The sequence below is a fragment of the Streptomyces sp. NPDC107581 genome (assembly GCF_055657175.1).
The window spans coordinates 52,990-78,950 of sequence record NZ_JBVKBH010000022.1 but is presented as its reverse complement, the minus strand read 5'-3'; the positions used below and the strand labels follow the sequence as shown (position 1 = coordinate 78,950).

General features: G+C 73.8%; 16 protein-coding genes. 8 read left to right on the top strand and 8 right to left on the bottom strand.

Going from position 1 to position 25,961, the window contains the following annotated elements:
• Positions 1–4 precede the first annotated feature (4 nt).
• The 8 genes from ACZ7P3_RS38320 (at position 5) to hisC (ending at position 14,135) form a co-directional block, all read left to right on the top strand.
• Positions 5–6,595 carry a non-ribosomal peptide synthetase gene (locus tag ACZ7P3_RS38320; RefSeq protein WP_472088921.1) on the top strand — a complete coding sequence of 2,197 codons (6,591 nt, stop codon included), beginning with the start codon at positions 5–7 and terminating at the stop codon, positions 6,593–6,595.
• The gene (locus tag ACZ7P3_RS38315; RefSeq protein ID WP_472088920.1) at positions 6,592–7,788 is read left to right on the top strand and encodes a cytochrome P450; all 1,197 of its coding nucleotides are present in this window, start codon (positions 6,592–6,594) and stop codon (positions 7,786–7,788) included. Before ACZ7P3_RS38320 ends, ACZ7P3_RS38315 begins: the two co-directional genes overlap by 4 nt.
• A gap of 56 nt (positions 7,789–7,844) precedes the next feature.
• Positions 7,845–8,054, top strand: coding sequence for a ferredoxin (locus tag ACZ7P3_RS38310; RefSeq protein ID WP_472088919.1), 210 nt, complete (start codon positions 7,845–7,847; stop codon positions 8,052–8,054).
• Positions 8,051–9,451: an FAD-binding oxidoreductase gene (locus ACZ7P3_RS38305; RefSeq protein WP_472088917.1), complete on the top strand. Its 1,401-nt coding sequence runs from the start codon at positions 8,051–8,053 to the stop codon at positions 9,449–9,451. Before ACZ7P3_RS38310 ends, ACZ7P3_RS38305 begins: the two co-directional genes overlap by 4 nt.
• 20 nt (positions 9,452–9,471) lie before the next feature.
• The gene (locus ACZ7P3_RS38300; protein ID WP_472088916.1) at positions 9,472–10,674 is read left to right on the top strand and encodes an MFS transporter; all 1,203 of its coding nucleotides are present in this window, start codon (positions 9,472–9,474) and stop codon (positions 10,672–10,674) included.
• A complete protein-coding gene (locus ACZ7P3_RS38295; RefSeq protein ID WP_472088914.1) occupies positions 10,656–11,495 on the top strand; it encodes a TauD/TfdA dioxygenase family protein in 840 nt (279 codons plus the stop codon). Before ACZ7P3_RS38300 ends, ACZ7P3_RS38295 begins: the two co-directional genes overlap by 19 nt.
• 121 nt (positions 11,496–11,616) lie before the next feature.
• A complete protein-coding gene (locus ACZ7P3_RS38290) occupies positions 11,617–12,909 on the top strand; it encodes an ATP-grasp domain-containing protein (protein WP_472088912.1) in 1,293 nt (430 codons plus the stop codon).
• 158 nt (positions 12,910–13,067) lie between these two features.
• Entirely contained in the window at positions 13,068–14,135 is a 1,068-nt protein-coding gene (gene hisC / locus ACZ7P3_RS38285; RefSeq protein WP_472088911.1) for a histidinol-phosphate transaminase, read from the top strand.
• A 93-nt stretch (positions 14,136–14,228) separates the two neighbouring features.
• Here hisC and ACZ7P3_RS38280 read toward each other — a convergent pair whose 3' ends face one another.
• The 8 genes from ACZ7P3_RS38280 to ACZ7P3_RS38245 form a co-directional block, all read right to left on the bottom strand.
• Positions 14,229–16,448 carry an SWIM zinc finger family protein gene (locus tag ACZ7P3_RS38280; RefSeq protein ID WP_472089014.1) on the bottom strand — a complete coding sequence of 740 codons (2,220 nt, stop codon included), beginning with the start codon at positions 16,446–16,448 and terminating at the stop codon, positions 14,229–14,231.
• Positions 16,449–16,450: 2 nt separating this feature from the next.
• Complete coding sequence (locus ACZ7P3_RS38275; protein WP_472088909.1) at positions 16,451–19,297, bottom strand: DEAD/DEAH box helicase; 2,847 nt, start codon at positions 19,295–19,297, stop codon at positions 16,451–16,453.
• 991 nt (positions 19,298–20,288) lie between these two features.
• Complete coding sequence (locus ACZ7P3_RS38270; protein WP_472088907.1) at positions 20,289–20,870, bottom strand: sugar kinase; 582 nt, start codon at positions 20,868–20,870, stop codon at positions 20,289–20,291.
• Complete coding sequence (locus ACZ7P3_RS38265; RefSeq protein WP_472088905.1) at positions 20,867–22,012, bottom strand: ROK family glucokinase; 1,146 nt, start codon at positions 22,010–22,012, stop codon at positions 20,867–20,869. The genes ACZ7P3_RS38270 and ACZ7P3_RS38265 overlap by 4 nt, the downstream gene beginning before the upstream one ends.
• 139 nt (positions 22,013–22,151) lie before the next feature.
• Positions 22,152–22,943 carry an ATP-binding cassette domain-containing protein gene (locus ACZ7P3_RS38260; protein ID WP_472088904.1) on the bottom strand — a complete coding sequence of 264 codons (792 nt, stop codon included), beginning with the start codon at positions 22,941–22,943 and terminating at the stop codon, positions 22,152–22,154.
• Positions 22,940–23,980, bottom strand: coding sequence for an ABC transporter permease (locus tag ACZ7P3_RS38255; RefSeq protein WP_472088902.1), 1,041 nt, complete (start codon positions 23,978–23,980; stop codon positions 22,940–22,942). Before ACZ7P3_RS38255 ends, ACZ7P3_RS38260 begins: the two co-directional genes overlap by 4 nt.
• Positions 23,977–24,981, bottom strand: coding sequence for a sugar ABC transporter substrate-binding protein (locus ACZ7P3_RS38250; RefSeq protein ID WP_472088900.1), 1,005 nt, complete (start codon positions 24,979–24,981; stop codon positions 23,977–23,979). The genes ACZ7P3_RS38255 and ACZ7P3_RS38250 overlap by 4 nt, the downstream gene beginning before the upstream one ends.
• A 199-nt stretch (positions 24,982–25,180) precedes the next feature.
• Positions 25,181–25,918, bottom strand: coding sequence for a GntR family transcriptional regulator (locus ACZ7P3_RS38245; protein ID WP_472089012.1), 738 nt, complete (start codon positions 25,916–25,918; stop codon positions 25,181–25,183).
• Positions 25,919–25,961: the final 43 nt, after the last annotated feature.

The window sequence follows — 25,961 nt, the reverse complement described above, 5'->3', positions numbered from 1 at the left end:
GCACATGAACGCAGCCAGAGCCCGCACCCTCGGCGAGGCCTTCGCCGACGTCGTACGCACCGGCCCCGACCGCACCGCGCTCGTCCACGGCGACCTGCGCCTGACCTACCGCCAACTGGCCGGCTGGGCCGGGTCCTTCGCGGCCCGGCTCGGCCGTGCCGGGGCGGCCGGTGAACCGGTCGGCATCCGCGCCCCCCGGTCCGCGGGGACGGTCGCCGCCGTCCTCGGGACGGTCCTCGCGGGATGCGCCTACGTGCCCCTCGACCCGGACGCGCCCGACGCACGGCTGCGCGCCCTGGTGGAGGACTTCGGCCTGCGCACCCTGTGCGTGGCGCGCGCCGAGGCCGGCCGGCTGCGCACGCTCCTGCCGGGGGTGCGGATCCTGACCGTCGACGAGGAGATGCCGGATCCCGGAACGCTCGCCGTCGCACCGCTCGCCCTCGCGCCGGGCGGCCCGGACACGCTCGCCTACGTCATCGCCACCTCGGGCACCACCGGGCGCCCCAAGGGGGTGCAGGTGGACCACCGTTGCGTCCTCACGCTCGCCCGGGCCCCGCAGGCGGGGTTCCGGCCCGACGACGTGGTGCTCCAGCTCGCCCCCCTCCATGTCGACCCGTCCGTCTTCGAGATCTGGGGCGCCCTGCTCAACGGGGCCACGCTCGTCCTGCCCGAGGCCGCCCGGCCGGGTGTCCACGACATCGGGCGGGAGGTGCGCCGGCACCGGGTGAGCGTCCTGCGTCTCGCCGCGCCGCTGTTCCGGCTCGCCATGGAGCACATCACCGATGCGCTGCGCGGACTGCGGCTGTGCGTGTCGGGCGGCGACCGGGCCTCGGCCGAGGCCGTGCGCACGGCCCTGCGCGAGCTGCCCGGCTGCCGGATCGTCAACGGCTACGGCCCCACGGAGACCACCGTCTACGCCTGCTGGCTGGTGCTCGACGCGGACCACCCCTACGCCGACGACTGGCAGGACGTGCCGATCGGGCGTCCCTTCGCCGACGCCACCGTCCATGTGGTCGACCGCGACCGGCGCCCCGTCGCCGCCGGTGCCGAGGGCGAACTCTGCGTCGGCGGGCCCGGCGTGGCCCGCGGCTACCTGGGCCGGCCCGACCTCACCGCCGAACGCTTCGTCCCCGAGCCCGGCCACCCCGGCCGGACCGCCTACCTCACCGGCGACCGGGTCCGGCTGCTGCCGGACGGCAACCTCGCCTTCCTCGGCCGCACCGACGACCAGGTGAAGATCCGGGGCCACCGGGTCGAACCGGTCGAGACGGAACGGGCCCTGCTCGGCCACCCCGCGGTCCGCGAGGCCGCCGTGGTGGCCCACGGCACCGGTGAACGGCGCAGGCTCGCGGCGTTCGTCGTCCTCCGGGGGCCCGCCGCCGAGCCGGACCTCCTCGCCCACGTGGCGACGCTCCTTCCGCCGCCGCTGGTCCCCGCCACCGTGACACCGCTCGCACAGCTGCCGGTCACCCCGAACGGCAAGACCGACCGCCCCGCCCTCGCCCGACGGGCCGGGCAGGCGCACGGCACGGCCGGGGCCGGCCTCCCGGGCACGCCCACCGAGCGGGTCGTGGCGGGCCTGTGGCAGGACGCGCTCGGCGCCCCGGTCGGCACCGACGCCGACTTCCTCGCCGCGGGCGGCGACTCGCTCACCGCGATGGCCGTGCTGGCCCGTCTGGAGAGCGCGACCGGCGTGGCCCTGTCGGTCGGGGACCTGTTCCGCGCGGCCACGGTGAGCGGCCTCGCGGCACTCGTCGACGCCGCGGCACCGGCCCGTACCGCCCTGGCCAGGACCGGCACGGCCGGGACCGGCACGGCGTCCCCTGTGGGACAGCGGCCCGAGGGGACCGGCACGGCATCCCTCGTGGGACAGCAGCCCGAACAGACCCCCACCGCAACCGCCCCCGACGGGACCGGCACCACACCCGTCCTCGAACGGCAGCCCGACGAGTCCGGCACGGCACCGGCCGCCGAGGTGCGGGCCGGACGGACCGCCACCGCACCCGCCACCGCACCCGCCGCCGAGGGACAGTCCGGGCAGACCGCCATCGCCCCCACCACCGGCACCCGGCCCAGACACACCACCACCGCACCCGCACCCGCACCCGCACCCACCGGCGCACCCGCACCCCCACCCGCCACCAAGGCACGAGCGGGGCGGACCCGTACCGCGGGCGTCGCCGAGGAGCGGCCGGACGCGTCCGGCCGGGTTCCACTGCTGCCCGGGCAGGAGGGCATCTGGTTCGAGCAGCAGGCCGCGCCCGGGAAGCGGTACGTCATCTCCCGCACCTTCCTGGTGCGCGGGCCGGTCGACGTGCCCCGGCTGCGCCGCGCGCTCACCCGGCTCGGGCAGCGGCAGACGGCGCTGCGCACCGTCGTCCGGCAGGACGCGGACGGCTGGTGGCAGACACCGGACGCGGATCCCGGCGCCGCCGTGGACCACCACGACATGACCCGGGTCCCGCAGGCGGAGCAGCAGCACCGGATCCGCGCGCTCGTCGCCGCCCGTGCGGCCGCCGCCGAGGGGTCGCCGCTCGTCCGCACGCTGGTGGTCACCCTCGGCGGGTCGGCCGCCGTGGTCCACTTCGACATCCACCACCTCATCGCCGACGACTGGTCCCTCGACCTCTTCTTCACCGAGCTGTCGGCCCTCTACGACGACCACGCCGCCCACCTCCCGCCGCTGCGGACGACGTTCGCCGACCACGTGCGCGAGACCCTCGGCCGCCTCCCGGAACGCGAGGCCGCCGCGCTGGAGTTCTGGCGCGCGGCCCTCGACGGGGGCGCGGCCGCTCCCGACCTGGTCACCGACCGTCCCCGGCCGGCCGTGCTCAGCGGGGCCGGAGACCGGGTCCGGCTGCGGATCGACGTAGACGAGAGCGCCCGGTACGCCGAGGCCGCCCGCCGCCACGGCATCAGCCGCTTCATGTTCTGCCTGGCCGGCGTGTACACCGTCCTCGCCGCACACGCCGAGCGCGACTCCCTCTGCCTCGGCAGCCTGACGACGAGCCGCGGACGCGCCGGTACCGAGGATCTCGTCGGCTACTTCGTCAACCTGCTGCCGATCCGGGTCGAGGCCGCCGCCGGCACCCCGGTCGCCACCCTGTTCCGGCGGGTCCGCGAGGCCTGTGCCGCCGCCCACGCCCACCACAACGTGCCGTTCCAGACGGTGTGCCGGGAACTCGGCGCCGCCGGTGTCTCCCGCGGGACCAGCCCCTTCCGCGCGGTCGTCAACCACCAGCAGCACCCGCCCCGCCCGCTCGAGCTGGGCTCCGCGCCGGTCGAGCCCTGGCCCCCGGCCGAGGACGACACCGCCAAGTTCGAGCTGACCTTCACCTTCCGGGAGTCGCCCCAGGGGCTCGGGTTCGAGGTGGAGTTCAGTACCGACCTCTACCGACGGGACACGGTGGAGCGGCTCGCGGGCCAGCTCGTCACCGTGCTGGGCCGGCTCGCCGACGCCGGTCCCGGCACCGTCCTGCGCGACATCGAGCTGCTCGAACCCGGCGAGCGCGGACGGCTCCTGGCCGCGCCGGAGTCCGGACGCCCGCCGGCCCACCACCCGGGCGCCACCCTCACCTCGCTGTTCGCCCGCACCGCGGCCGCCCGTCCCGGCAAGACCGCCGTGGCCGGGGAGGACACCGTCCTCACCTACCGCGAACTCGACCGGCTCTCCGACGACGTGGCCGCCCGGCTCCACGCCCGGGGGGCGCGGCCCGGTGAGCGCGTCGCCCTCTGCCTGGAGCGCACCCCCCTGCTGATCGTGGCGGTCCTCGGCGTGCTCAAGACCGGCGCGGCCTATGTCCCGCTCGACCCGGCGTATCCGGCCGAGCGGCTGCGGTACGTCCTCGCGGACGCCCGGGCCCGGATGCTGGTGACCGCCAAGGACATCGCCGAGCGGCTGTTCGGCCCGGGTACGGACGCCGACGGACTGCCGCCCGTCCTGGACATCGACCGGCTGGTCCGCCCCTCGGACGAGACCATGCCCCGGCCTCAGGCCCCCTGCGCCGCCGACCCCGCCTACATCATCTACACCTCCGGCAGCACCGGCCGGCCGCGCGGCGTCGTCGTCTCCCACCGCTCGGTCGTCAACACCCTGCGGGCCGGCCTCGGCCGCCACCCCTTCGTCCCGGACGACGTCTGGCTGCAGCTCACCTCGCCGGGCTTCGACGTGGCGGCCTACGAGCAGTTCATGCCCCTCGTCTCCGGCGGCACCCTGGTGTACTGCGGGGACGCCACCCGCGGGGACGCCGCCGCACTCGGCCGCGCCCTGCGCGACAACGGCGTGACGGTGATGGTCATCGTGCCCTCGCTGCTGCGCGCGCTGGGCCGCCCCGACCTGGCCTCGGTGCGGGTCCTGGTCGTGGCCGGCGAGCCCGCCGACCCGCACGACACCCGTCACTACGCCCGCGACCGGGTCGTCATCAACGGCTACGGCCCCACCGAGGCGGCGATCCTCGCCACCACCCACGAGGCCGGACCGGACGAGGACCGCGGCAGGGTCCCGATCGGCACGGCCCTGCCGGGAACCTCCGCCCATGTGATCGACCGCCACGGCCGGCTCGCCGCCACCGGCGTCCCCGGGGAACTCTGGCTCGGCGGCGCGGGAGTCGCCCTCGGCTACTGGAACAACCCCGAACGCACCCGCGAGCTGTTCACCACGGTCCCCTTGCTCGGCGAACGGCGGCTGTACCGCACCGGGGACCGGGTGCGCCGGCTGCCCGACGGCGCCCTCGACTACCTGGGCCGGCTCGACGGGCAGATCAAGCTGCGCGGCTTCCGGATCGAACTCGGCGAGATCGAGGCGACCTTGACACGCCATCAGCACATCGGCGAGGCCGTCGCGGTGCTGGTCGGCGAGGGACCCGACGCCGACCTGGGCGTCGCCTACGTGGGCACCGCCGACGAGCAGGAGGCGCGCGCCCATCTCGTCCGCCACCTGCCCGGCCACATGGTGCCCCGGCTCATCGTGCCGGTCGCGCACATCCCCACCAGCAGCCACGGCAAGGCGGACCGCGCCGCGCTCGCCGCCGGCCTCGCCGAGCGCGCCCGGGACCGCGGCCCGGCCGGGGAGACCGGCACTGCCGCGAGCCCGCTGGAGCAGGGGCTGCTGGCCCTGTGGCGGAGAGTCCTCGGCACCGGCCCGTCCATCGGGCTCTCGGACGACTTCTTCGCTCTGGGCGGGCACTCGCTGCGCGTCGTCCGGCTGCTCGGCGAGATCGAGCGGGAGTACGGCACGCGGGTACCGGTCCGGGACTTCCTGGCCGAGCCGACCGTCCGCGCCACCGCACACAGGCTCGGCCTCGCCGACGCGGGGGCCGGCACGGACACCGGGACCGCCACGGACAACCGGACCGGCACGGGCACGGGCACCGGCACCGGCACCGGCACCGGCACCGGCACCGGCACGGCGACGATCCTCCCCGAGGACATCGTGCTCGACCCCGGCATCACCTTCACCGGGCCCGCCGCGACACCGCGCCGCACGGACTCCGTGCTGCTCACCGGCGCCACCGGGTTCGTCGGCATCCACGTCCTGCAGGAGCTGCTGGACCGCGCCGAGGGAGCGGTGCTGTGCCTCGTACGCGCCGCGACGCCCGAAGCGGCCCGGGCCCGGCTGGCACGGGCGGCCCGTCGGCACGCTCTCGCCCTGGACCCCGCCGACCCCCGGATCGTGCCGCTGACCGGCGACCTCACCCTGCCAGGACTCGGACTGGCAGGAACCTCCGAACAGGACGCGGCTCGTGCGGCGGCCACCGTCCTGCACCTGGGCGCCCAGGTCCACCACCTCTCCGGATACCAGCACCTGGCCGCGGCCAACGTCGGGGGGACGCAGGAGCTGCTGCGGATCGCCGCCGAGGGCCCGGCCGCCCGCTTCCACCACGTCTCCACCCTCGCCGTACTGCGCGAGCACACCGAGGACGGCCGGCCGCGCACCCTCAGCGAGTCCACGCCGGCCGAGCACGAACGCCACCCGCGCGGACGCGGCTACGCCGCGGCGAAGTGGGCGGCCGAACACCTCGTCCGCCAGGCCGTCGCCCGTGGAGCCGACGCCCGCACCTACCGGCTGGGCCGGGCCGGCGCCGGCGCGGCGACCGGCGCGGTCAGCCGCGACGACATGCTCACCCGGCTGCTGGTGACATCGGCGGCCCTCGGCTGCTACCCCGACCACCCGGGCCTCGCCTCCGACGCCCTGCCCGTCGACGTCATGGCCCGCGCGCTGGTGGCGCTGGCCCTCGCCGACGGCCCGCCGGGCACGGTCCACCACCTGCACCACCCCCGCCGCACCGGGCTCGGCGTCTTCCTCGCCGGCCACGACCGGCGCAGCGGCTCCCGCACCCGTCCGGTCGGCCTGCGCAGCTGGCTCGGGCACCTGGACGACGCGACGGCCCGGGGCACCGAACTGCCCGCCCTGGCCTACCGGGAGCACCTGCGCGAGCTGTGCGACGCGCCCGGGCCGGCGCGGCCGGCCCGCTACCGCAACGAAGCCACCCTCGCCGCCCTGCGCACCCATGGCATCACCCCGCCCGACTGGGACGACGCCGTGATCGACCGCTGGTGGCAGTACCTCGCACCGACCGGAGAGACCAGCGCATGACGGAAGTGCTCTATCCCATGGCCCGCCAGTGCCCGTTCGCCCCGCCCGCGGAGGTCTCCCGGCTGCGCGACGAGCCGGAGGTGCCCCGCGTGCCGATCTGGAACGGCGTACGCCCCTGGCTGTTCACCCGCTACGAGGACGCCCGGCTGGTGCTGAGCGACCCCCGGTTCAGCGCCGACAAGAGCCGCCCGGGCTATCCGCTGTCCAGCGCCGTCGCGGCGGCCGAGACGGCCGTCGAACCCACGCTGCTCATCATGGACAACCCCGAGCACGACGCGCTGCGCCGCCTGGTGCTCGGCGAGTTCACCGTCCGGCGGGCCGAGTCCTGGCGCCCGGCCGTGCGTGCCGTCGTCGCGGGCTGCCTCGACCGGATGCTCGCCGGACCGCGCCACGCCGACCTCGTGGCCGATCTCGCGCTGCCCGTCGCGCTCTCGGTGATCTGTGAGTTCCTCGGCGTGCCCGTCGAGGACCGGGAGCTGTTCCGCTCGCTCACCCACACCATGAACGCGGTCGCGGGCACCACCGAGACCGCCGCCGCGGCCCGCCGGGAACTCCAGGACTACCTCGAATCCCTCGTGGCCGTCCGGGAGAAGGACCCGGGCGACGACTTCATCGGGCGCATGGTGGTGAGGCACGTGCGCACCGGGGCGATGAGCCGCCGCACCCTGAGCGCGATGTCCCTGCTGCTGCTCACCGCGGGCCACGACACCACGGCCAACATGATCTCCCTCGGCGTCCTGACGCTGCTGCGCCACCCCGGCCGCCTCGCCGCCGTGCGCGCCCTTGAGGACCCCCGGCAGCTCACGGACACCGTGGAGGAGCTGCTGCGCCACCTCACCATCGTGCAGCGCGGCATCCGCCGGATCGCCACCGAGGACGTCGAGGTCAACGGACGCCTGGTGCGGGCGGGCGAGGGGGTGGTCGCGGCGATCAACGTGGCGAACCGGGACCCCTCGCGCTTCCCCGCCGGCGAGGACTTCGACCCCGGAGCACGCGCGCACGGCCACCTCGCCTTCGGCTACGGCCCCCACCAGTGCCTGGGCCAGTCCCTGGCGAAGGTCGAACTCCAGGAGACCTACCACGCCCTCGCCCACCGCCTGCCGGAGCTGCGGATCGCCGTGCCCGTCGAGGAGATCCGCTTCAAGTCGGACATGGCCGTCTACGGCGTCCACGAACTTCCCGTGACCTGGTGAACCCGCCGTCCCCGGGCCGCCCGTCCGCCCTTTCGCCCGCCAAGGAGCCAACCACCGTGAAGATCAGCCTCGAACCCGAGCGATGCGTCGGAGCCGGACACTGTGTCCTGTCGGCACCCGAGGTCTTCGACCAGGACGAGACCGACGGCATCGTCGTGCTGCTCGACACCGAGCCCGGCGCCGCGCTCGCCGACGCCGTCCACGAGGCGGCGGACCTCTGCCCGGCCCGCGCGATCCTCGTCGACGCCGTGGACGGCACCCCGTGAACCTCACCGACCGGCTGCGGGAGGCGGTGGGGGACGCCGCCGTGCTCACCGACCCGGACGCGACCGAGGGCTACGCCCGCGACATGATGCCGCTCGCCCCGGCGGGCCGCCCCCGTGCCGTGGTGCTGCCCGCCGGCACCGCCGAGGTGCAGGCCTGTGTCCGCGCCTGCGCCGAGGCCGGTGTGCCCGTCGTCCCGCGCGGTGCGGGCAGCGGCCTGACCGGCGGTGCCAACGCGGTGGACGGCTGCGTCGTCCTGGTCACCACCCGGATGGACCGGATCCTCGAACTGGACGCGGACAACCGGCTGGCCGTCGTCCAGCCCGGAGTCGTCAACCGGACGCTCCGGGACGCCGCCGCCGAGCACGGCCTCTTCTACCCGCCCGACCCCTCCAGCCTCGAATGGTGCACGCTCGGCGGCAACCTCGCCACGGACGCCGGCGGCCTGTGCTGCGGGAAGTACGGCGTGACCAGCGACGCCGTGCTCGGCCTCGAAGTCGTCCTGGCCGACGGCTCGTTGCTCACCACGGGCCGCAGGACCGTCAAGGGCGTGGCCGGCTACGACCTGACCCGGCTGTTCGTCGGCAGCGAGGGCACGCTCGGGATCATCACCGGCGCGACGCTGAGGCTGCGTCCGCTGCCCGCGGCGCCGGGCACGGTCGTCGCCGCCTTCGACTCCGTCGAGCGGGCCGGGGACGCCGTCAACCGCGTGGTCCGGGCCGGCCTGGTGCCCTCCCTGATGGAGATCATGGACGCCACCTCCCTGCAGGCCTCCGCCGAGTATCTGCGGGCCGACCTCGGCGCGGGCGACGGAAACGCCCTGCTGCTGTGCCAGTCGGACGCCGGCGGCGAGTCGGCCGCCGCCGAACTGGACTCCATGGAGCGGCTGTTCCGGCAGGCGGGCGCCGACTGGACGCACGCCACCCGCGACCCGGCCGAGGGCGGTCTGCTGCTCAGGGCCCGCCGGGTGTCCCTGCCGGCCCTGGAGGCCCGTGGAGCCTGTATGACCGAGGACGTGGCGGTGCCCCGCACCCGGATCGCCGGCCTCATGTCCGGCTGCGAGAAGATCGGGGCCGAGGCGGGGCTGACCGTGGCCGTCGTAGGCCACGCGGGCGACGGCAACATGCACCCCACCGTCCTGTACGACGGGGCGTCGGCGGAGCAGTACGCCCGTGCCCGCAACGCCTTCGACGCCATCCTCGCCCTCGCCCTGGACCTCGGCGGCACCGTGACCGGCGAGCACGGCATCGGCAAGCTCAAGACCGAGTGGCTGGAACGGGAACTGGGTCCCGTCTCGATGCGCGTCCACCGGCAGCTGAAGGACGCCCTCGACCCCGCGGGCCTGTTCAACCCGGGCGCCCTGTTCGCCCGGCGCCCGGCGGGCGGGCGCACTCCGTGATCAGCCGTACCGTCCGCACCGTGACGGGGCTCCCCGCCCCGCTGCGCACCCTCTTCCTCACCACCCTGGTCTTCCGCACGGGCACCATGGCCTACCCGTTCCTCGCCGCCCATCTGCTGGTGCACGAGGGGCTCGGCAAGGGCACGGCCGGCACCGTCCTCGCCTGCTTCGGTGGGGGCGCCCTCGCCGCCGACCTGGCGGCCGGCGCCCTGCTCGGCAGGGTCACCGCCCAGGCGCTGATGCTGGGCGGCCTGGCCCTCAATGCGGCGGTCCTGGCCGTGTTCCCCTTCCTGCACGGACTGCTGCCGGTCGTCGCCTCCGTCGTCGTCTGGGGTTTCGCGTACGAGATCGTCACCCCGGCCGCGTACTCGGCGACCGTCGCCGCCGCCGGTCCCGAGGAGCGGAAGGTCGCCTTCTCCTGCTACCGGCTCGCCATCAACCTCGGCATGGCGGCCGGCCCCGTCGCGGGCGGGCTGCTCTTCGCCGTCGACGCACGGCTGGTGTTCTGGGCGAACGCCGGCTGCGCGCTGGCCGCGGCCGGACTCCTCGCGGCGCGCACCCGGGCGCCGGACGCACCGCCGCCGTCGCGGGAAGACGCCCCGAGGACCGGCACCCTCCGCCCCGCGCCGTACGAACGGTCCCGGTTCTGGACGATCTACGGCCTTTCGCTGCCCGTCCAGCTCGCCTACTCCCTGCCCTCCGTCTTCGTCTCCACCTACGTCATCGTCGGTCTGGGACTGCCCGGGTACTGGGCGGGCATCGTCTTCGCCGTCAACGCGGTGGGCATCGTCCTGTTCGAGGTCCCCCTCAACGTGTTCATGGCCCGGACGGGACACCTGCCCACCCTGCTCCTCGGCTACGGCCTCGCGGGCACCGGCTTCCTGCTGATGGCGGTGTCGGGCTCGGGTCCCTCGCTCGTCCTGTCCACGCTCGTGTGGACCGCCGGGGAGATCGTCGTCTTCCCGGGGCTCCTCGGCTACGTCAGCGAACTGTCCGGCGCGGCCTCGGCGGACCGCAACCTCAGCCTCTACTCCAGCGGCGTCAACATCGCCTTCATCCTGGCGCCCCACCTCGCGCTGCTGCTCGCCCGGCCCGGCGCCCCCGGCATCCCGTGGGCCGTCGCCGGCGGCGCCCTGTGCGTCGCCTGGCTCCTGCTGACGGTGGCCCGCAGCAGCCCCTGCACCTGGCACAAGGAGGAACTCTCATGCACCGACATGAGCTGACCCCGTTCATCGGCGTCGAGTACACCGGGGTCACCCACGACGACCTGCGGAGCGAGGAGCTCTTCGCGGACGTCGTGGACTCGGTCCACCGGCGGGACCTGGTGGTGCTGCGCGGCATCCGGCTGACTCCCGAGCAGCACATCGGGCTCGCCGCCCGCCTCGGCAACCCCGTCCCCTTCCTGCTGAGCGACTGGCGCCATCCGGAGTTCAGCGAGATCCTCGTCTCCTCCAACGAGCGCCGCAGGAACCGGCCGATCGGTGTCCCCCGCGTGGGCAACTTCTGGCACCAGGACTCGTCGTACACCGCGCGTCCGGCCGAGTACACGGTGCTGCACGGAGTCAACGTCCCCGAGGAGCACGGCCACACCCTCTTCGCCTCCGCCGCCGACGTCCACGACCGGCTGCCCGAGGAGTGGAAGAACCGCCTGGAGGGCCTCTTGGGCCTGCACACCCTGACCAGGCAGCAGCGCATCGAGCCCCGCCACGTGGGCCTGTCCATCGCCGAGATGCGGGCGCTGGTCGCCCACGAGTACCCGGCGGTCGAACACCCCGTCGTGCGCCGCGACGCGTTCACCGGCCGGCGCTTCCTGTACGCCGCCCGCGAGTACATGGACTCGGTCGTCGGCCTCGACGCCAACGGCAACGAGGAGTTCTTCGCCCTGGTCGACTCCCTGGTGCAGGACCTCGCGCACGTCCACGAGCACCGCTGGACGCGGGACGACCTGCTGATCTGGAAGACCGCGACCACCTACCACCGGGCGACCGACCTGCCGGAGGGCGTCGGCCGGACCGTGCACCGCATCAGCGTCCGCGCCGCCTGACCGGTCGCGCGCAAGGACCCGCACGCCGGCACGCAAGGACCGACCCCAAGACCAGGGCCAGACCCCGCACAAGGGCCGAACCCGCACCAGGACCCGACCCCACGCAAGGACCCGACCTTCCATGAACCACCCCACCGCGAGCCGTCCCGTCGGCGTGATCGTCGACGGGTACTCGATCGGCAAGTTCCTGCCCGCCGCGTTCCGGCGGCTCGGCGCCGACGTCGTCCACCTCCAGTCCACCCCGGAGTTCCTCGCCTCGGTGCCGCCGCCGGACCTCGGGCCCTACACCGCCAACGTCGTGCACGGCACCGGCGACTGGGACCGCACCGCCAAGGAACTCGCCGCCTACGCCCCCGTCGGCGTCCTGCCCGGGCAGGAGACCGGCGTGCCCCCGGCCGACGCCGTCGCCGAGCGGCTGGGCCTGCCCGGCAACCCGGCCGCGACCTCCGCCGTGCGCCGCGACAAGTACCGGATGATCGAGGCGCTGCGAGCCGCCGGGATCCACTGCGCCCGCCAGCTGAAGTCCGCGGACGCCGCCGAGATCGTCGCCTGGGCCGAGCGCGGGGCCGGCTACCCCGTGGTGGTCAAGCCGCTCAGTTCCGCCTCCACCGACGGCGTCTCCATCTGCCGCAACGCCGAGGAGGTCGGCACCGCCGTGGCCGCCGTCCTCGGCACGCAGGACATCTTCGAGCGCCGCAACACCGAGGTCCTCGCGCAGTCCTTCCTGCGGGGCCCCGAATACATCGTGGACATCGTGAGGGGCCCCGGCGGCGGGCGCCATGTGTGCGGGGTGTGGCGGTACGAGAAGACGGACAACGGCCCCAAACGGATCTACGACAAGGACATCCTGCTCGCCCCGGACAGCCCCGAGGTCCCGGTCCTGGTCGAGTACGTGGACCGCGTCCTCGACGCCCTCGACATCCGCTTCGGCGCCGCCCACGCGGAGGTCGTGCTGACGGCCGAGGGACCCGCCCTGGTGGAGGTCGGGGCGCGGCTCAACGGAGACATGGTGCCGGCCGTCCACGACACCTGCATGGACGGCAACCAGGCGGATCTGCTCGCTCTGGCCTGCGTACGGCCCGAGGAGTTCCAGCGCCGGTACACGGGGCGCACGATGTACCGCAGGCACCGCGAAGCCGTCGTCGTGCACGGGCAGACCGCCCGGGAGGGGACCGTCGAGGCGATCGACGAGGACGTCCTCGCCCGGATCGCCGCCCTCGGCACGGTCCGGCTGGCGGTGCCCCGGCTCCGCCCCGGCGACCGGATGCGCCCGACCACCGATCTGCTCTCCAGCCCGCTGCGGGTCTTCCTGGTCGGCGACCGCTACGAGGACCTGCTCGCCGACCACCGGCGGATCCAGGGCCTGCAGGACGGGGTCTTCCGGCTCGCGGCGCCCGACGGGCCCGCGAGCTGACCCGGCCGCCGCGGCCACCACTGCCCCCCGTCGTCCCGTCCGTCCGTGCGCGCCCACGGCAGGCCGCACGCGCCCAAGCACACCGACGCACATCGACGCACATCGACGTCTGTGCACGTCTCTGCACGTCCTATGCGCGTGCGAAAGGAAGGCTCCCCATGGGTGTGCCCGTCCGGGCCGATCTGGCCGGCATCCCCGACTACATCATTCCGGGCCGGCCGCCCGGTGCGATCCTGCTCAACTCGAACGAGGGCTCCCTGCCTCCGCTGCCCGCGGTCGTCGAGGCGGTCGCCGCGGCGGCCGGCGGGGGAAACCGGTACCCGCAGTGGTTCTCCGAGGACCTGGTGGCCCGGCTGGCCGCCGAGCTGGGGGTCCCCGAGTCCTGGGTCGCGATCGGCTGCGGCTCGGTGAGCCTGTGCCAGCAGCTGATCCAGGCCTACTGCGCACCGAGCGACGAAGTGCTGTGCGCATGGCGCTCGTTCGAGGCGTACCCCGTCTTCGCGCGGGTCGCCGGGGTACGTGCCCGTACCGTTCCGCTCGACTCCGGGCACCGGCACGACCTGGCCGCCATGGCGGACGCCGTCTCCCCGGCGACCCGCGTCGTCTTCGTCTGCAACCCCAACAACCCGACCGGCACCGCGGTGGGCACCCGGGAACTGCGCGACTTCCTGGAGCGGATTCCGGACGATGTGCTCGTGGTGCTGGACGAGGCGTACCGGGAGTTCGTGACGGACCCCGACGTGCCCGACGGACTGCCGCTCGCCCGTGAGCGCGAGAACGTGGCGGTCCTGCGCACCTTCTCCAAGGCCTACGGCCTGGCCGGCATCCGGGTCGGCCACTGCGTCGCGGCACCCGCCGTCGTCTCGGCGGTCAACAAGGTGGCGGTGCCCTTCGCGGTCAGCGGCCCGGCGCAGGCGGCGGCGGTGGCCGCGCTGGCCCACACGGCCGAGGTGAACGAGCGCTGCCGGGCCGTCGCGGCGGAGCGGGAGCGCGTACGCGACCGGCTGGTCACGGCGGGCCTGTCCGTGCCCGCCTCGCAGGCGAACTTCCTCTGGCTTCCGCTGGGCGACCGGTCGGCGGACTTCGCCGGGTTCTGCGCGGACCGCGGTGTGGTGATCCGGCGCTTCGGTGACGAAGGGGTAAGGGTCACGGTCGGGGTGCGGGAGGAGAACGACGTCTTCGTGCGTGCGGCGGAGGAGTACGCGTCCGCCGGACGGCCGAGCTGACCCGAGCTGACCCGAGCTGCCCCGGGCTCGTCCGGCGCGCTCCGGCCGTCGGCTTCCGGCGCAGCCGACGGCCCGGCCGGCGGCTGCCGTTGCTCAGAGGTCGTCCGGTGTGCCGAGGCCGGTGAGCGCGCCGACCGGGTCGAGGTCGGGAGTGCCGCGGGGCCACCAGTCGTCGTGATCCGGCTCCGACTCGTAGACGTACCACAGGCCGTCGCGGCCGAGGCGGAGCTGGACGTGACCGCGCGGGTGGGTGAGGTGGTTGCGCCAGGGGCGGAACGCCGGCAGGTCGGCGGCGAGCAGCAGCGGCCGGGCCCGGTCGAAGCGGCCGGCCGGCGGGTCCCACGGCTCCTCCAGGACACCCAGTCCGGCGAGGCCGCCCTGCCGCCAGGCGGCGACCGCGCGGGCCAGGTCGGCCGGGTTACGGCCGACGGCCTTGGCGAGCGTGGCGTACAGGGCGCGGGTGGCGGCGGTCAGGCCGGAGCCGGGGCGGGCCGCGGCCAGGCGTACCGCGTCCTGCCACAGGGTCAGCTCGCCGACCGGATCGCGGCCCGTGGCGAGCAGCGCGTGCGCGCGGGCGGCGGCGTCGGTCGCCAGCTGGTCCAGTGCGAAGGGGTCGGGTCCGCCGGGCGCCGCCGGGTACACGGGCGGCTGCCCGGGATGCGGCGGCACGGGCAACGGCGGGGGCAGCGGCGCGAGTCGGCGCGGGGCGAGGGCCTCGGCGGCCCGGACGCCGGGCAGGGTCCGCGGTGACCGCTCCTGGGCGGCGCGGGCCGCGCGGGCGGCGCTGCGGCGGGACAGCGTGTCGAGCAGTTCCCTCTCACCGCGGCCGCGCAGCAGGAGCAGTACGAAGGGGTCGGCGTCGAGCAGGCGTGCCGTCTGGTAGCAGAGCGCGGCGGCATGCTTGCAGGGGTGGCCGGAGTCGGGGCAGCTGCACTGCGGGGCGAGGTCGCGCGGGGCGGGCAGCAGAGGCACCCCGCAGTCGGCGAGGGACTCGGGCAACTCCTTGTCCAGCAGGGCCGCGATGTGTCCGGGCCGTTCGACGGCCGCGTCCAGGAACCTCTCCCAGTCCTCGTCCTCCAGCGTGCGCAGCCGTACCTGGACCCGGTACGGGCGCGGCCGGCTGCCCCGTACGTAGGCCAGCACCAGACCGGGCGTCACCGTGATGGCGTCCACGTGCCCCTGGTCCGCGTAACCGCGGCCCCGGGCCAGGCGCTTGACGTCCAGTGCCCCCTGCTCCAGCGCGTCGACCCAGGCGTTGCCCCACCAGGTCTCGGCGAAGGAGGAGTCCGTGGCGGCGGCGCCCCGGGACGGGAACGCCGGGAAGGTGCGGCGGAGTTCGGAGTCGCGGTGGGGCGTGGCCATGGTGGCCGGGATCTGCGGAGCCGCCGGAGCCGGGGGACGGGGCTCGGCGAGGTGGCTGGCGCCGTCGCCTTCGCTGCCGGGGGTGCTTGTGCCGGTGTCTGTGCCGGTGTGGGGGGTGCCGGTGCCGGGGGTACCTGTGCCGGTGCCTGTGCCTGTGCCTGTGCCTGTGCCGGTGTCGGTATCGGCGTCGGTGCCGTCCGGCTCCTCGGGTGTGTCGGCCCAGGCGGGCATGCGGAAGGCGTTCGTCAGGAACTGCCGCATGTCATGGGCGGCCTGGGTGCGGGCGCGGGTGGTCCGGGATGCCTCGCCGGGGTGCCCTGAGGCGGGTGCGGGGACGGCAGGCCGTGCCGGTGTGCGCGGTGTGCGCGTGCCGCGCGGGGAGCCTGCCTCCGCCGCCTCGGCAAGCAGCGCCTCCCGGCGTGCGGACCGGAGTGCCTCCCTGGCCACGTCGGCCGGGCGTCCCGCGGGCCGTCCCGCGGGCCGTTCTGGGGTCAGTTCCTCAGCCGGCTCCTCAGCCGGCTCCGCGGGGGCAACAGCCCTGGGCACGGCCGCGTCACCCGCCGCACCGGGCCGGGCCGCGTACCCGGCCCGTTCGCTGTCTCCCGGATCCCCCGAGGCACCCGACCGCTCGCTGTCTGCGAAGTCTGCCGTGCCATCGACCCGCCCGCTGTCTGCGAAGTCTGCCCTGCCACCGGCCCGCTCGCTGTCTCCGAAGTCTGCCCTGCCATCGGCCCGTTCACCGGTACGGGGCTCCGCCGTGGCACCGGCCGGCTCGGCTTCCGTGCGCTCCGCCACCGGGTGCTCGGCCACCGCCCGCACAGCCTCCGCCCCCCGCACAGCCTCAGCCCGCTCGGCCACCGCCTTCTCCACCTCCGCCCGTTCGGCCTCCGCGCGCTGCCGTGCCGCCCGCAGGGCCTGTCGTGCGGCGTCGCCGGGCCGCTGGTTCCCCATCGTCACGATGTCCTCCGCAGCGAGACGAGGTCGGACAGCTCGCGGTCGGTGAGTTCGGTCAGGGCCGACTCGCCGGAACCGAGGATGGCGTCGGCCAGGGCGCGCTTGGCCGCCAGCATCTCGGCGATGCGGTCCTCGACCGTGCCCTCGGTGAGCAGACGGTGGACCTGGACGGGCTGGGTCTGGCCGATGCGGTAGGCGCGGTCGGTGGCCTGCTCCTCGACGGCCGGGTTCCACCAGCGGTCGAAGTGGATGACATGGCCCGCGCGCGTGAGGTTCAGACCCGTGCCGGCGGCCTTCAGGGAGAGGACGAGAACCGGCGTCCGCCCGTCCTGGAAGCGGTCGACCATGCGCTCGCGCTCCGGCACCGGTGTGCCGCCGTGCAGGAGATCCACGGGGACCGCGCGGGCGGACAGATGAGCGGTGATGAGGCGGGCCATGCCGACGTACTGGGTGAAGACGAGCACCGATCCGTCCTCGGCGAGCACGGTGTCCAACAGCTCGTCCAGGAGGGCGAGTTTGCCGGAGCGGGCCGCGAGCCTGTCGGTGTGCGGCTGCTCCTTCAGGTACAGCGCCGGGTGGTCGCAGATCTGCTTGAGGGCGCCGAGCAGCTTCAGGACCAGGCCCCGGCGGGCGATTCCGTCGGCGGTCTCGATGGCGAGCATCGACTCGCGCACCACCGCCTCGTACATCGCGGCCTGTTCCCGGGTGAGCGGCACCGGATGGTCCGTCTCGGTCTTGGGCGGCAGCTCGGGGACGATGCCGGGGTCGGACTTCTTGCGGCGCAGCAGGAACGGCCGCACCAGGCGGGCCAGGCGCTCCACCGCTTCCTGGTCCTCGCCGTTCTCCACCGCGCGTGCGTGCCGGGCGCGGAAGGACTTCAGGGGGCCGAGGAGTCCGGGGGTGGTCCAGTCGAGCAGGGCCCACAGCTCGGAGAGGTTGTTCTCCACCGGGGTGCCGGTGAGGGCCACGCGCGCGGGTGCCGGAATGGTGCGCAGCGCCTTGGCGGTGGCGGAGTACGGGTTCTTCACGTGCTGGGCCTCGTCGGCGACGACCATGCCCCAGGGCTGCCCGGCGAGGTGCGCGGCCGTGGAGCGCATCGTGCCGTAGGTGGTGAGGACGAAGCCGCCGTCGAGGCCGTCCAGGGTGCGGTCCGGGCCGTGGAAGCGGCGCACGGGGACGCCGGGTGCGAACCGGGTGATCTCCCGCTGCCAGTTGCCCAGCAGCGACGCGGGGCAGACCACGAGGGTCGGCTCGGTGCGGGCCCGCTTCAGGTGCAGGGCGATGAGCGTGATCGTCTTGCCGAGGCCCATGTCGTCGGCGAGGCAGCCGCCGAGGCCGAGGGAGGTCATGAGGTCGAGCCAGGCCAGGCCGCGCAGCTGGTAGTCGCGCAGGGTGGCGTCGAGACCGGCGGGCGGCTCGGCGGGGCGCAGGCCCGCGGTGAGCCGGTCGCGCAGGGTGGCCAGCGCGCCGACCGGCACGGCCTCGACGCTCTCGCCGTCGACCTCGGCGGTGCCGGTGAGCGCGACGGACAGCGCGTCGACCGGGTCGAGCAGGCCCAGTTCGCGTTTGCGGGCCCTGCGGACCAGGGCCGGGTCGACCAGCACCCAGCGGTCCCGGAGCCGTACGACCGGCCGGTGGGCCTCGGCCAGCTCGTCCATCTCGGCCTCGCTGAGCGGATCCCCGCCGAGCGCCAGCTGCCAGCGGAACTGGAGCAGGTCCTCGCTCTCGAAGAAGCCGGTGCCGTCGGTCGCCGAGCCGGGTGCGGGCCGGACCACCGCGGCGGCGGTGAGGTCGCGGGCGAGGTCCCGGGGCCAGTGGACGGCCACCCCGGCGGCGGCGAGCCGGCCGGCCGCGACGCCGAGCAGATCGCCCAGCTCCTCCTCGGACAGTGCGAGAAGGGCGGGGACCTCCTGCTCGGCGAGCCGGTCCAGGGGCGGCCACACGCGGGCCGCGCGCCGTACGGCGAGGGCGGCGTCCACCCGCGCGCGTGGCCCGAAGGCCGCCTCGGCCTCCCCCGCCCACAGCGCCGCCGCGTCGGCCACCAGGGTCGGGTCGGCGAGGCTGTGCACCTGGACGACCGCCGCCCCCGCGGCGCGCGCGCCTTCGGCGGCACCGGCGTCGAAGACGTCGTGGGCGGACAGGTCCAGGCGCAGCGAGACCCGCACGCCCGCGTCCATGCCCGCGGCGACCTCCGCCGCCCAGTCGTGGGCGTCGGGCAGGGCCTGGGGGTCGCGGGCGGCGAAGGGCCGGCCCGAGGTGTGCGGGGCGGCCGGGGTGCGGGGCAGGGTGTCGGCGACGGCGTCGAGGAAGGAGCGGACGAGCGCCTCCGGCTCGGGCAGCCGGAGCGGTCCGGGGTCCGGCAGGGGCACGGCGTGGCCCTCCGGGGGCAGGGCCGCGGCCACCGCGCGCAGATGGGCGATGTCGTCGGGTTCCAGCGGGCCGGCCCGCCAGGCGTCGTGGCCGGCCGGGGTCAGGCCGGGCAGCAGGCGGCCTCGCGCGACCAGCCGCAGCGCGTGCAGCGCGGCGGCGCCCCAGCAGGCCGTGGCCGGGTGGGCTGCCGGGTCCCGGCGGGCCCGGACCAGCAGCGGCAGGGCCTCGGCGAGCGGCAGGGTCAGCGCGGGCACCTGCCGGCGGCGCACGCCCGCGCCATGGCGTCGTACGACGGTCAGCTCGTCCGGGTCGCCGGTGGCGGGCAGCGGGCCGCCGTCGGGGTCCCAGAAGGCGATGCGGCCCTCGCGCGGGAGCGGTGCGGGCAGGTAGACGGACGCGAGGCGCACCGGAACCGGGCTCCCGGCCTCCCCGGAACCCCCCGTGCGCTCGGCCACCGCAGCCGTGCCGCCGCTCATACGTCCTGCCACCTCCCGCGCGTGTGTCGGATCGGACGTCTTCGACTCTACGGGCGGGGTCTGACAACCGGTTCCGGGGCGAGCCTTGGAGGCTCCGGTTCCAAATGGAGAGGATCCCGGAAATCTTGATCATACAGGAAGTCCGGAAATCAATACTGGGGGGGGTGCGGCAAAGAAAGTCGAAGGCACGGCACTGACAAAAGTGGCGATCGATCGCCATTTATTGAATCCGGAATAAGTAGCGGCTCCCCCGCCCGCGACATGCTCCGCATTGTTTCCCGAAGAGAGAACTACGGCGTCGTCCAGCCGAAGGTTCGAAATTGTGCCGGCGTTCGCAAAGCACACCTCTGCATATTGGAAGTTGCAGGACCGCCGGATCCTCAAGAAATCGGCTTGGTTGCAGCTGGTGCGGTGATCGCGGACGCCTGCGTCGCGGGCATGCCGAGGGCGAGGATGGCGGCCGCCAATACGGCCGATGCCGCTCATCGATCATGCGGGGGAAACCCTTGCCGTGCCCCCATGCCCCCGTGCGATCACGGGCACTGTGAATCCGGCCCGCTGGACGCGAGATCCGCAAGGCCGTCGACGGACCGGAACCGCCCGCGTGCCGACTGCTGGGGATTCAAGAGCCACCGGCGCCACCACTTCGCCATGGCCGACGAGGCTCCCACTGCCGTGGAGGCAGTGGCTCCAGCCGCAGACCTGCTGCCTACCGGCCTGATCCGGTCATCACCGGCTCCACCGGCGAATACGCATGATCATTCACGAAACCGCGGCCAGAGCCCTTCCCAAAGAACCCCATCACGGTGAAGACGCAGGGGAACAGGTTCCGTGACATGACAGGACTGCCAACGCGCCGAGTCTTTCCAGTCCCCGGACCGCTCAGTTGAGAGGGCGGTGAAGTGACGATTCCCTGACACTCTTTCGACCCGCCTCCTTTGTCCGGAGGTGACGCCCTGCTCAACACGACCCGCGTCCTTGCCGGCCGGGACTACGGAACCGTTCGGGAGACGACGTACACCATCGGATAGTTCGGGTCGGACGTGTTGACGACCACGTCCTGGGTGGGCGCCGGGTTCTTCTGGTGGTGGGTGAGTCCGGACCAGGGGCCGGGGCCGGTGAAGCGCCAGCCGGAGACCTTCTGGTCACGGGTGCTGATGGTGATGTCGTCCTTCTTCAGCTGGTCCCGGCGCATGCCCATGGTCCCCAGGAAGCTGTCCAGGCCGGCGCTGTTGGTGCGGAACTGCACGTACAGGCGGCTGGTCTTCCAGTTGTTGGTCTCGTAGTAGGCGGCGGAGTCGGCGGGGTGCGGGACGGCCACCTGGTAGAGGCGGCGCTGCACCTTCGAGGGCCAGCCCGAGGCGAGGCCGGTCGCCGAGTACTTCGACTCCTTGTCCTTGCCGCTGTTGCGGCTCTGGTTGGCGGAGATCACCAGGTAGCCCGCCGGGACGCCGATGAGCAGCCCGATGATCAGCAGTGTCAGCGCCCTGCGCCTGGCCTTGTGGCGGGGGTCCTCGGGCGGCCGGCGCGGCTCGTCCGGGGACGCGGCCTGGTGGGGCAGCGCGGCGGTCATACGGTGTCCCGGTCACGGCGGGCCTGGGCGTACCGCTCGTAGCGCTCGTAGCGCTCCACCCGGCGCCGCTTTGCCCGCCGGAAGCGGCGTGCGACCAGCCGGGCCAGATCGGCGGCGCCCACCATGCCGGCCTCGGGGCCGAGCTGGGCGCGGGTGATGCGGGCCTCGGGGCGGTAGCCGCGGCCGGTGAGGTGGCGCTTGAAGGCGTCCCGGGCCGGGCCGATGAGCAGGTCGTCGGCGGCCGAGACGCCGCCGCCGATGACGAAGCAGGACGGGTCGAGGGCGGCCGCGAGGTTGGCGATGCCGACGCCGAGCCACTGGCCGATGTCCTGGAGCAGTTCGATGCACATGGCGTCGCCCTCGCGGGCCAGCTCGGTGATCATCGGGCCGCTGATCTCGTCGATGTGGCCCTTGACGTGCTCGATGATCCCGTAGGCCACCGGGGAGTCCGCCGCGGCCAGCTCCTTGGCCTCCCGGACGAGCGCGTTGCCGGAGCTGTACTGCTCCCAGCAGCCGCGGTTGCCGCACGGGCAGCGGTGGCCGCCGGGGACGACCTGCATATGGCCGAACTCACCGGCGACGCCGAACTTGCCGCGCTTGACCTGGCCGTCCTCCAGGATGGCACCGCCGATGCCGGTGCCGAGCGTGATCATGACGAGGTGGTCCTCGCCGCGGCCGGCGCCGAAGCGCCACTCCGCCCAGGCGGCGGTGTTGGCGTCGTTGTCCACGAGGACCGGCACGGAGAGCCGGCCCGAGAGGCGGTCCCGCAGGGGTTCGTTGCGCCAGGACAGGTGGGGCGCGAACAGGACGCGGTTGCGGTCGGCGTCGACCCAGCCGGCGGCGCCGATGCCCACCGCGTGCACGTCGTGCCGGTCGGACAGGTCCAGGACCAGTTCGACGATGGTGTCCTCGACGACCTTGGGGCTCTTGGACTTGTCCGGGGTCTCCGTGCGGAGCTTCTCCAGGATGTTGCCGTCGGCGTCCACCACGCCCGCCATGACCTTCGTGCCGCCGATGTCGATGCCGACCGTCGGCACACGGGGTGCGGTCAGGTGGGAGCGGCGCTCGCGGGTTCCGACGGTTCGCAGGACCGGAGCTCGGCGGGAGCCGATGGGGGCGGTGAGGTCGCGGTAGGTGCTCATCGGGCTCGATTGTGCCGCACCGTGGGGGCAGGTGCCGTACGGGGCAGGGGCGGGGGTGCGCGATCGTCGCCGTGTGCGGGTGCGTCGTCACGGACCGCACCCCACGGCGGAGCCGCACACCGGCACGGCCCCCCGCCCCTCAACCCCGCTGCAGCTCGTGGCGCAGAGCGTCCAGGTCGGACCCGCCGGCCATCTGCTGCGTCAGTTCGTCGAGCGTGATCTCGTCGCGTGTGTAATTGCCCACCATCGCGCCGCGGCGGAGCAGGACGAATCGATCGCCGACGAGGTATGCGTGGTGCGGGTTGTGGGTGATCAGGACGACACCCAGGCCCTCGTCGCGTGCCGCGGCCACGTATGTGAGGACCACACCGGACTGCTTCACGCCCAGTGCTGCCGTCGGCTCGTCCAGGACCAGGACCTTGGCGCCGAAGTGGACCGCCCTGGCGATCGCCACGCACTGGCGTTCGCCGCCCGAGAGGGTGCCGATGGGCTGGTCGACGTCGCGCAGGTCGATGCCCATGCGGAGCAGTTCCGCGCGGGTGGTGCGGCGCATGAGGTCGACGTCCATGCGCTTGAAGGGGCCCACGCCCTTGCGGGGCTCGGAGCCGAGGAAGAAGTTGCGCCAGACCGGCATCAGGGGCACGACCGCGAGGTCCTGGTAGACCGTGGCGATGCCGCGGTCCAGGGCCTCGCGCGGGGAGGACAGACGGGTCTCCTCGCCGTCGATGCTGAGGGTGCCGCCGTCGTGCCGGTGCAGGCCGGCGATGGTCTTGATCAGCGTCGACTTGCCCGCGCCGTTGTCGCCGAGGACACAGGTGATCTCGCCGGCGTGGACCGTCAGGGAGACGCCCTCCAGGGCGCGGACGGTGCCGTAGTGCTTGTGGACTCCGGTCAGCTCGACCAGCGCCGTACGTTCTGTCGTCTCGGTCACTTCGTGGCCTCCGCGCGCTTGCGGACCCAGTGGTTGAGCAGGGTCGCGAGGAGCAGCATCGCTCCGAGGAAGAACTTGAACCAGTCGGGGTTCCACTCGGCGAAGACGATGCCCTTGCTCGTCATGCCGAACAGGAGCGCGCCGACCGCCGAGCCGATCGCGCTGCCGTAGCCGCCGGTGATCAGGCAGCCGCCGATGACGGCCGCGATGATGTAGATCAGCTCGTTGCCGACGCCCTCGCCGGACTGGACGGAGTCGAAGGAGAAGAGCAGGTGCTGGCCGGAGATCCAGGCGCCGAACGCGACACCCATGTAGAGGCCGATCTTGGTCCTGGCGACCGGGACGCCGACCGCGCGGGCCGCGTCCTGGTTGCCGCCGACCGCGAAGATCCAGTTGCCGGCGCGGGTGCGCAGCAGGATCCAGGAGGCGAGGGCGACCAGGCCGAGCCACCACAGGATGGTGACCTTGAAGTCGACGCCGCCCACGGTGAGGGTCGAGGCGAAGACGGCGTGGGCGCTGGGGAAGCCCTCCATGTCGGCGATGGTCTTGGTGGAGACCGTGCCGTCGATCAGCTTGGTGAAGCCGAGGTTCATGCCGGTCAGCATCAGGAAGGTGCCCAGCGTGATGATGAAGCTGGGCAGCCTGGTGCGGGTGAGCAGGAAGCCGTTGAAGGCGCCGATCGCCAGGGTGACCAGCAGGGACACCGCGACGCCGACCCAGGTGTTGGCCGTCATCTGGTAGCTGAACATCGACGAGACCAGCGCCGAGGACGTGACCAGGACGCCGGCCGACAGGTCGAACTCGCCGCCGATCATCAGCAGGGCCACGGGGACGGCCATGATGCCGATGGTCGAGGAGGCGTACAGGACCGTGCTGAGGCTGGCGGCGCGCACGAAGCCGTCGGCCGCGACGGCGAAGACCGCGAAGACGGCGAGCGCGCCGACCACGGAGCCCAGCTCGGGGCGGGAGAGCAGCTTCCGCAGCGGCGAACGCTGCAGAATCCTTTCGTCGGCCGTTCGTTCCAGGGTGGCGGTCATCGGGTGCCCCGCTCGGTGTACTCCGCCAGCGCGGCCGCCTGGTCCTTGGTGATGATCTGCGGGCCGGTGAGGACCGGCTTGCCGCCGCCGAGGACGTCGCCGTTGTACTTGTAGGCCCACAGCAGGTCGACCGCCTCGTAGCCCTGGAGGTACGGCTGCTGGTCCACGGCGAAGCCGAGGGTGTCGTCCTTGAGCTCGGCGGCGACCTTGGCGTTGAGGTCGAAGGTGTCCACCTCGGCCTTGCTGCCCGCGTCGGTCTTCGCCTTCACGGCGGTGTCGGCGTAGGGGGCGCCGAGGGTGACGACGGCGTCGACGGACTTGTCCGCCTGGAGCTTGGCCTCGATCGCGGACTGCACGTCGGGCATGTTGGTGCCGTTGACGTAGAGCTTCTGGACCGTGCCGCCGAAGGTCTTCGCGACGCCGTCGCAGCGCTGCTCGTGGCCGACGTTGCCCTGCTCGTGCAGGACGCACAGGGCCTTCTTCTTCCCGCGCTTGTTCAGCTCGTCGCCGACGGCCTCGCCGGCGATGGTCTCGTCCTGGCCGATGTGGGCGAGGGCGCCGAAGGCCTTGGACTCCTCGGAGCCGGAGTTCACCGTGATCACCGGGATGCCGGCCTTCTCGGCGCGGGCCACGGCGGCCTTGAGGGCGTCGGGCTTGGCGAGGGTGACGATGATGCCGTCGACCTTCTTGTCGACCGCCGCGTCCACCAGCTGGGCCTGCTGCTGTGCCTCGTCGTCGTGCGAGTACAGGAAGTTGATGTTGTCCTTGACGGCGGCCTGCTTGGCGCCGCTCTGCACGATGTCCCAGAAGGTGTCGCCGTCTCCCGAGTGGGTGATCATCGCGAAGGTCCAGCGGGGCGTGTTCACCGCCGCCCTGCCCTGGGCCGCGGCGGCCTTGCGGGCGTCCTCGGCCCGCTTGCCGCCGGTGCTGCTGCAGCCGGCGAGTGCGACGCTCAGCGCCCCCGCCACCGCGATGCCTACCCAGGTCCGAAACCGTGCCACGAGGCCATGCCCCTTCTTGCAGTGCTGACTGTGCTCCGACGTGCGCAAGGGGCGGGCGATCTCACCGTCGGTGCGTCCCGGCGGCCATCTCACCAGCCCCAAACACTTCAGTATCGAACACAGGGAACACCCATGACATGACCGGGGAGCCCGCGACGGTCGCATTGTCCGGACATTGCGACGAAGTCGGGGGCGGGCCTCAGGGCCGTACGAGCAGCTGGAACTCGAAGGAGTAGCGGGCCGGACGGTAGGTGTGGTCGCCGAACTCGACCGCGCGGCCGGTGTCGTCGAACGTGGTGCGCTGCATGGTGAGCAGCGGAGCGCCCTCCGCCTCGGCGAGCCGCTCGGCCTCGGCGGCCGTGGCGCCGCGGGCGCCGATGGACTGGCGGGCGCTGTGCAGGGTGATCCCGGCGGAGCGCATCAGCCGGTACAGGCCGGTGGCCTCCAGCTGGCCGGTTTCCAGGTCGAGCAGGCCGGGCGGCAGGTGGTTGATCAGGTACGCCATCGGCTCGCCGTGCGCGAGGCGCAGCCGCTCGACGCGGTGGACGTCGCTGCCCTCGGCGACGCCGAGCGCGGCGGCGACCTCGGCGGTGGCCGGCACGACGGTGTTGACCAGGACCTTGGTCGCGGGGCGCTGGCCGGCCGCCTCCAGGTCGTCGTAGAGGCTGCTCAGCTCCAGCGGACGCTTGACCTGGCTGTGCACGACCTGGGTGCCCACGCCCCGGCGGCGGACCAGCAGTCCCTTGTCGACGAGGGACTGGATGGCCTGGCGGACGGTGGGCCGGGACAGGCCGAGACGGGCGGCCAGCTCGATCTCGTTGCCCAGCAGGCTCCCGGGGGTGAGGTTGCCGTGCTCGATGGCGGCCTCCAGCTGCTGCGAGAGCTGGAAGTACAACGGCACCGGGGAACTGCGGTCCACACGGAGGTCGAGTGACACGGTCGGATCCACATCTGGTTTCGGCACGGGCCCGAGCGTAGCC

Coding starts and splice junctions, on each gene's coding strand:
- ACZ7P3_RS38295 (WP_472088914.1), top strand. CDS start 10,656: ATGCACCGACATGAGCTGACCCCGTTCATCGGCGTCGAGTACACCGGG.
- ACZ7P3_RS38280 (WP_472089014.1), bottom strand. CDS start 16,448: ATGGGGAACCAGCGGCCCGGCGACGCCGCACGACAGGCCCTGCGGGCG.
- ACZ7P3_RS38320 (WP_472088921.1), top strand. CDS start 5: ATGAACGCAGCCAGAGCCCGCACCCTCGGCGAGGCCTTCGCCGACGTC.
- ACZ7P3_RS38275 (WP_472088909.1), bottom strand. CDS start 19,297: ATGAGCGGCGGCACGGCTGCGGTGGCCGAGCGCACGGGGGGTTCCGGG.
- ACZ7P3_RS38315 (WP_472088920.1), top strand. CDS start 6,592: ATGACGGAAGTGCTCTATCCCATGGCCCGCCAGTGCCCGTTCGCCCCG.
- ACZ7P3_RS38290 (WP_472088912.1), top strand. CDS start 11,617: ATGAACCACCCCACCGCGAGCCGTCCCGTCGGCGTGATCGTCGACGGG.
- ACZ7P3_RS38265 (WP_472088905.1), bottom strand. CDS start 22,012: ATGAGCACCTACCGCGACCTCACCGCCCCCATCGGCTCCCGCCGAGCT.
- ACZ7P3_RS38255 (WP_472088902.1), bottom strand. CDS start 23,980: ATGACCGCCACCCTGGAACGAACGGCCGACGAAAGGATTCTGCAGCGT.
- hisC (WP_472088911.1), top strand. CDS start 13,068: ATGGGTGTGCCCGTCCGGGCCGATCTGGCCGGCATCCCCGACTACATC.
- ACZ7P3_RS38270 (WP_472088907.1), bottom strand. CDS start 20,870: ATGACCGCCGCGCTGCCCCACCAGGCCGCGTCCCCGGACGAGCCGCGC.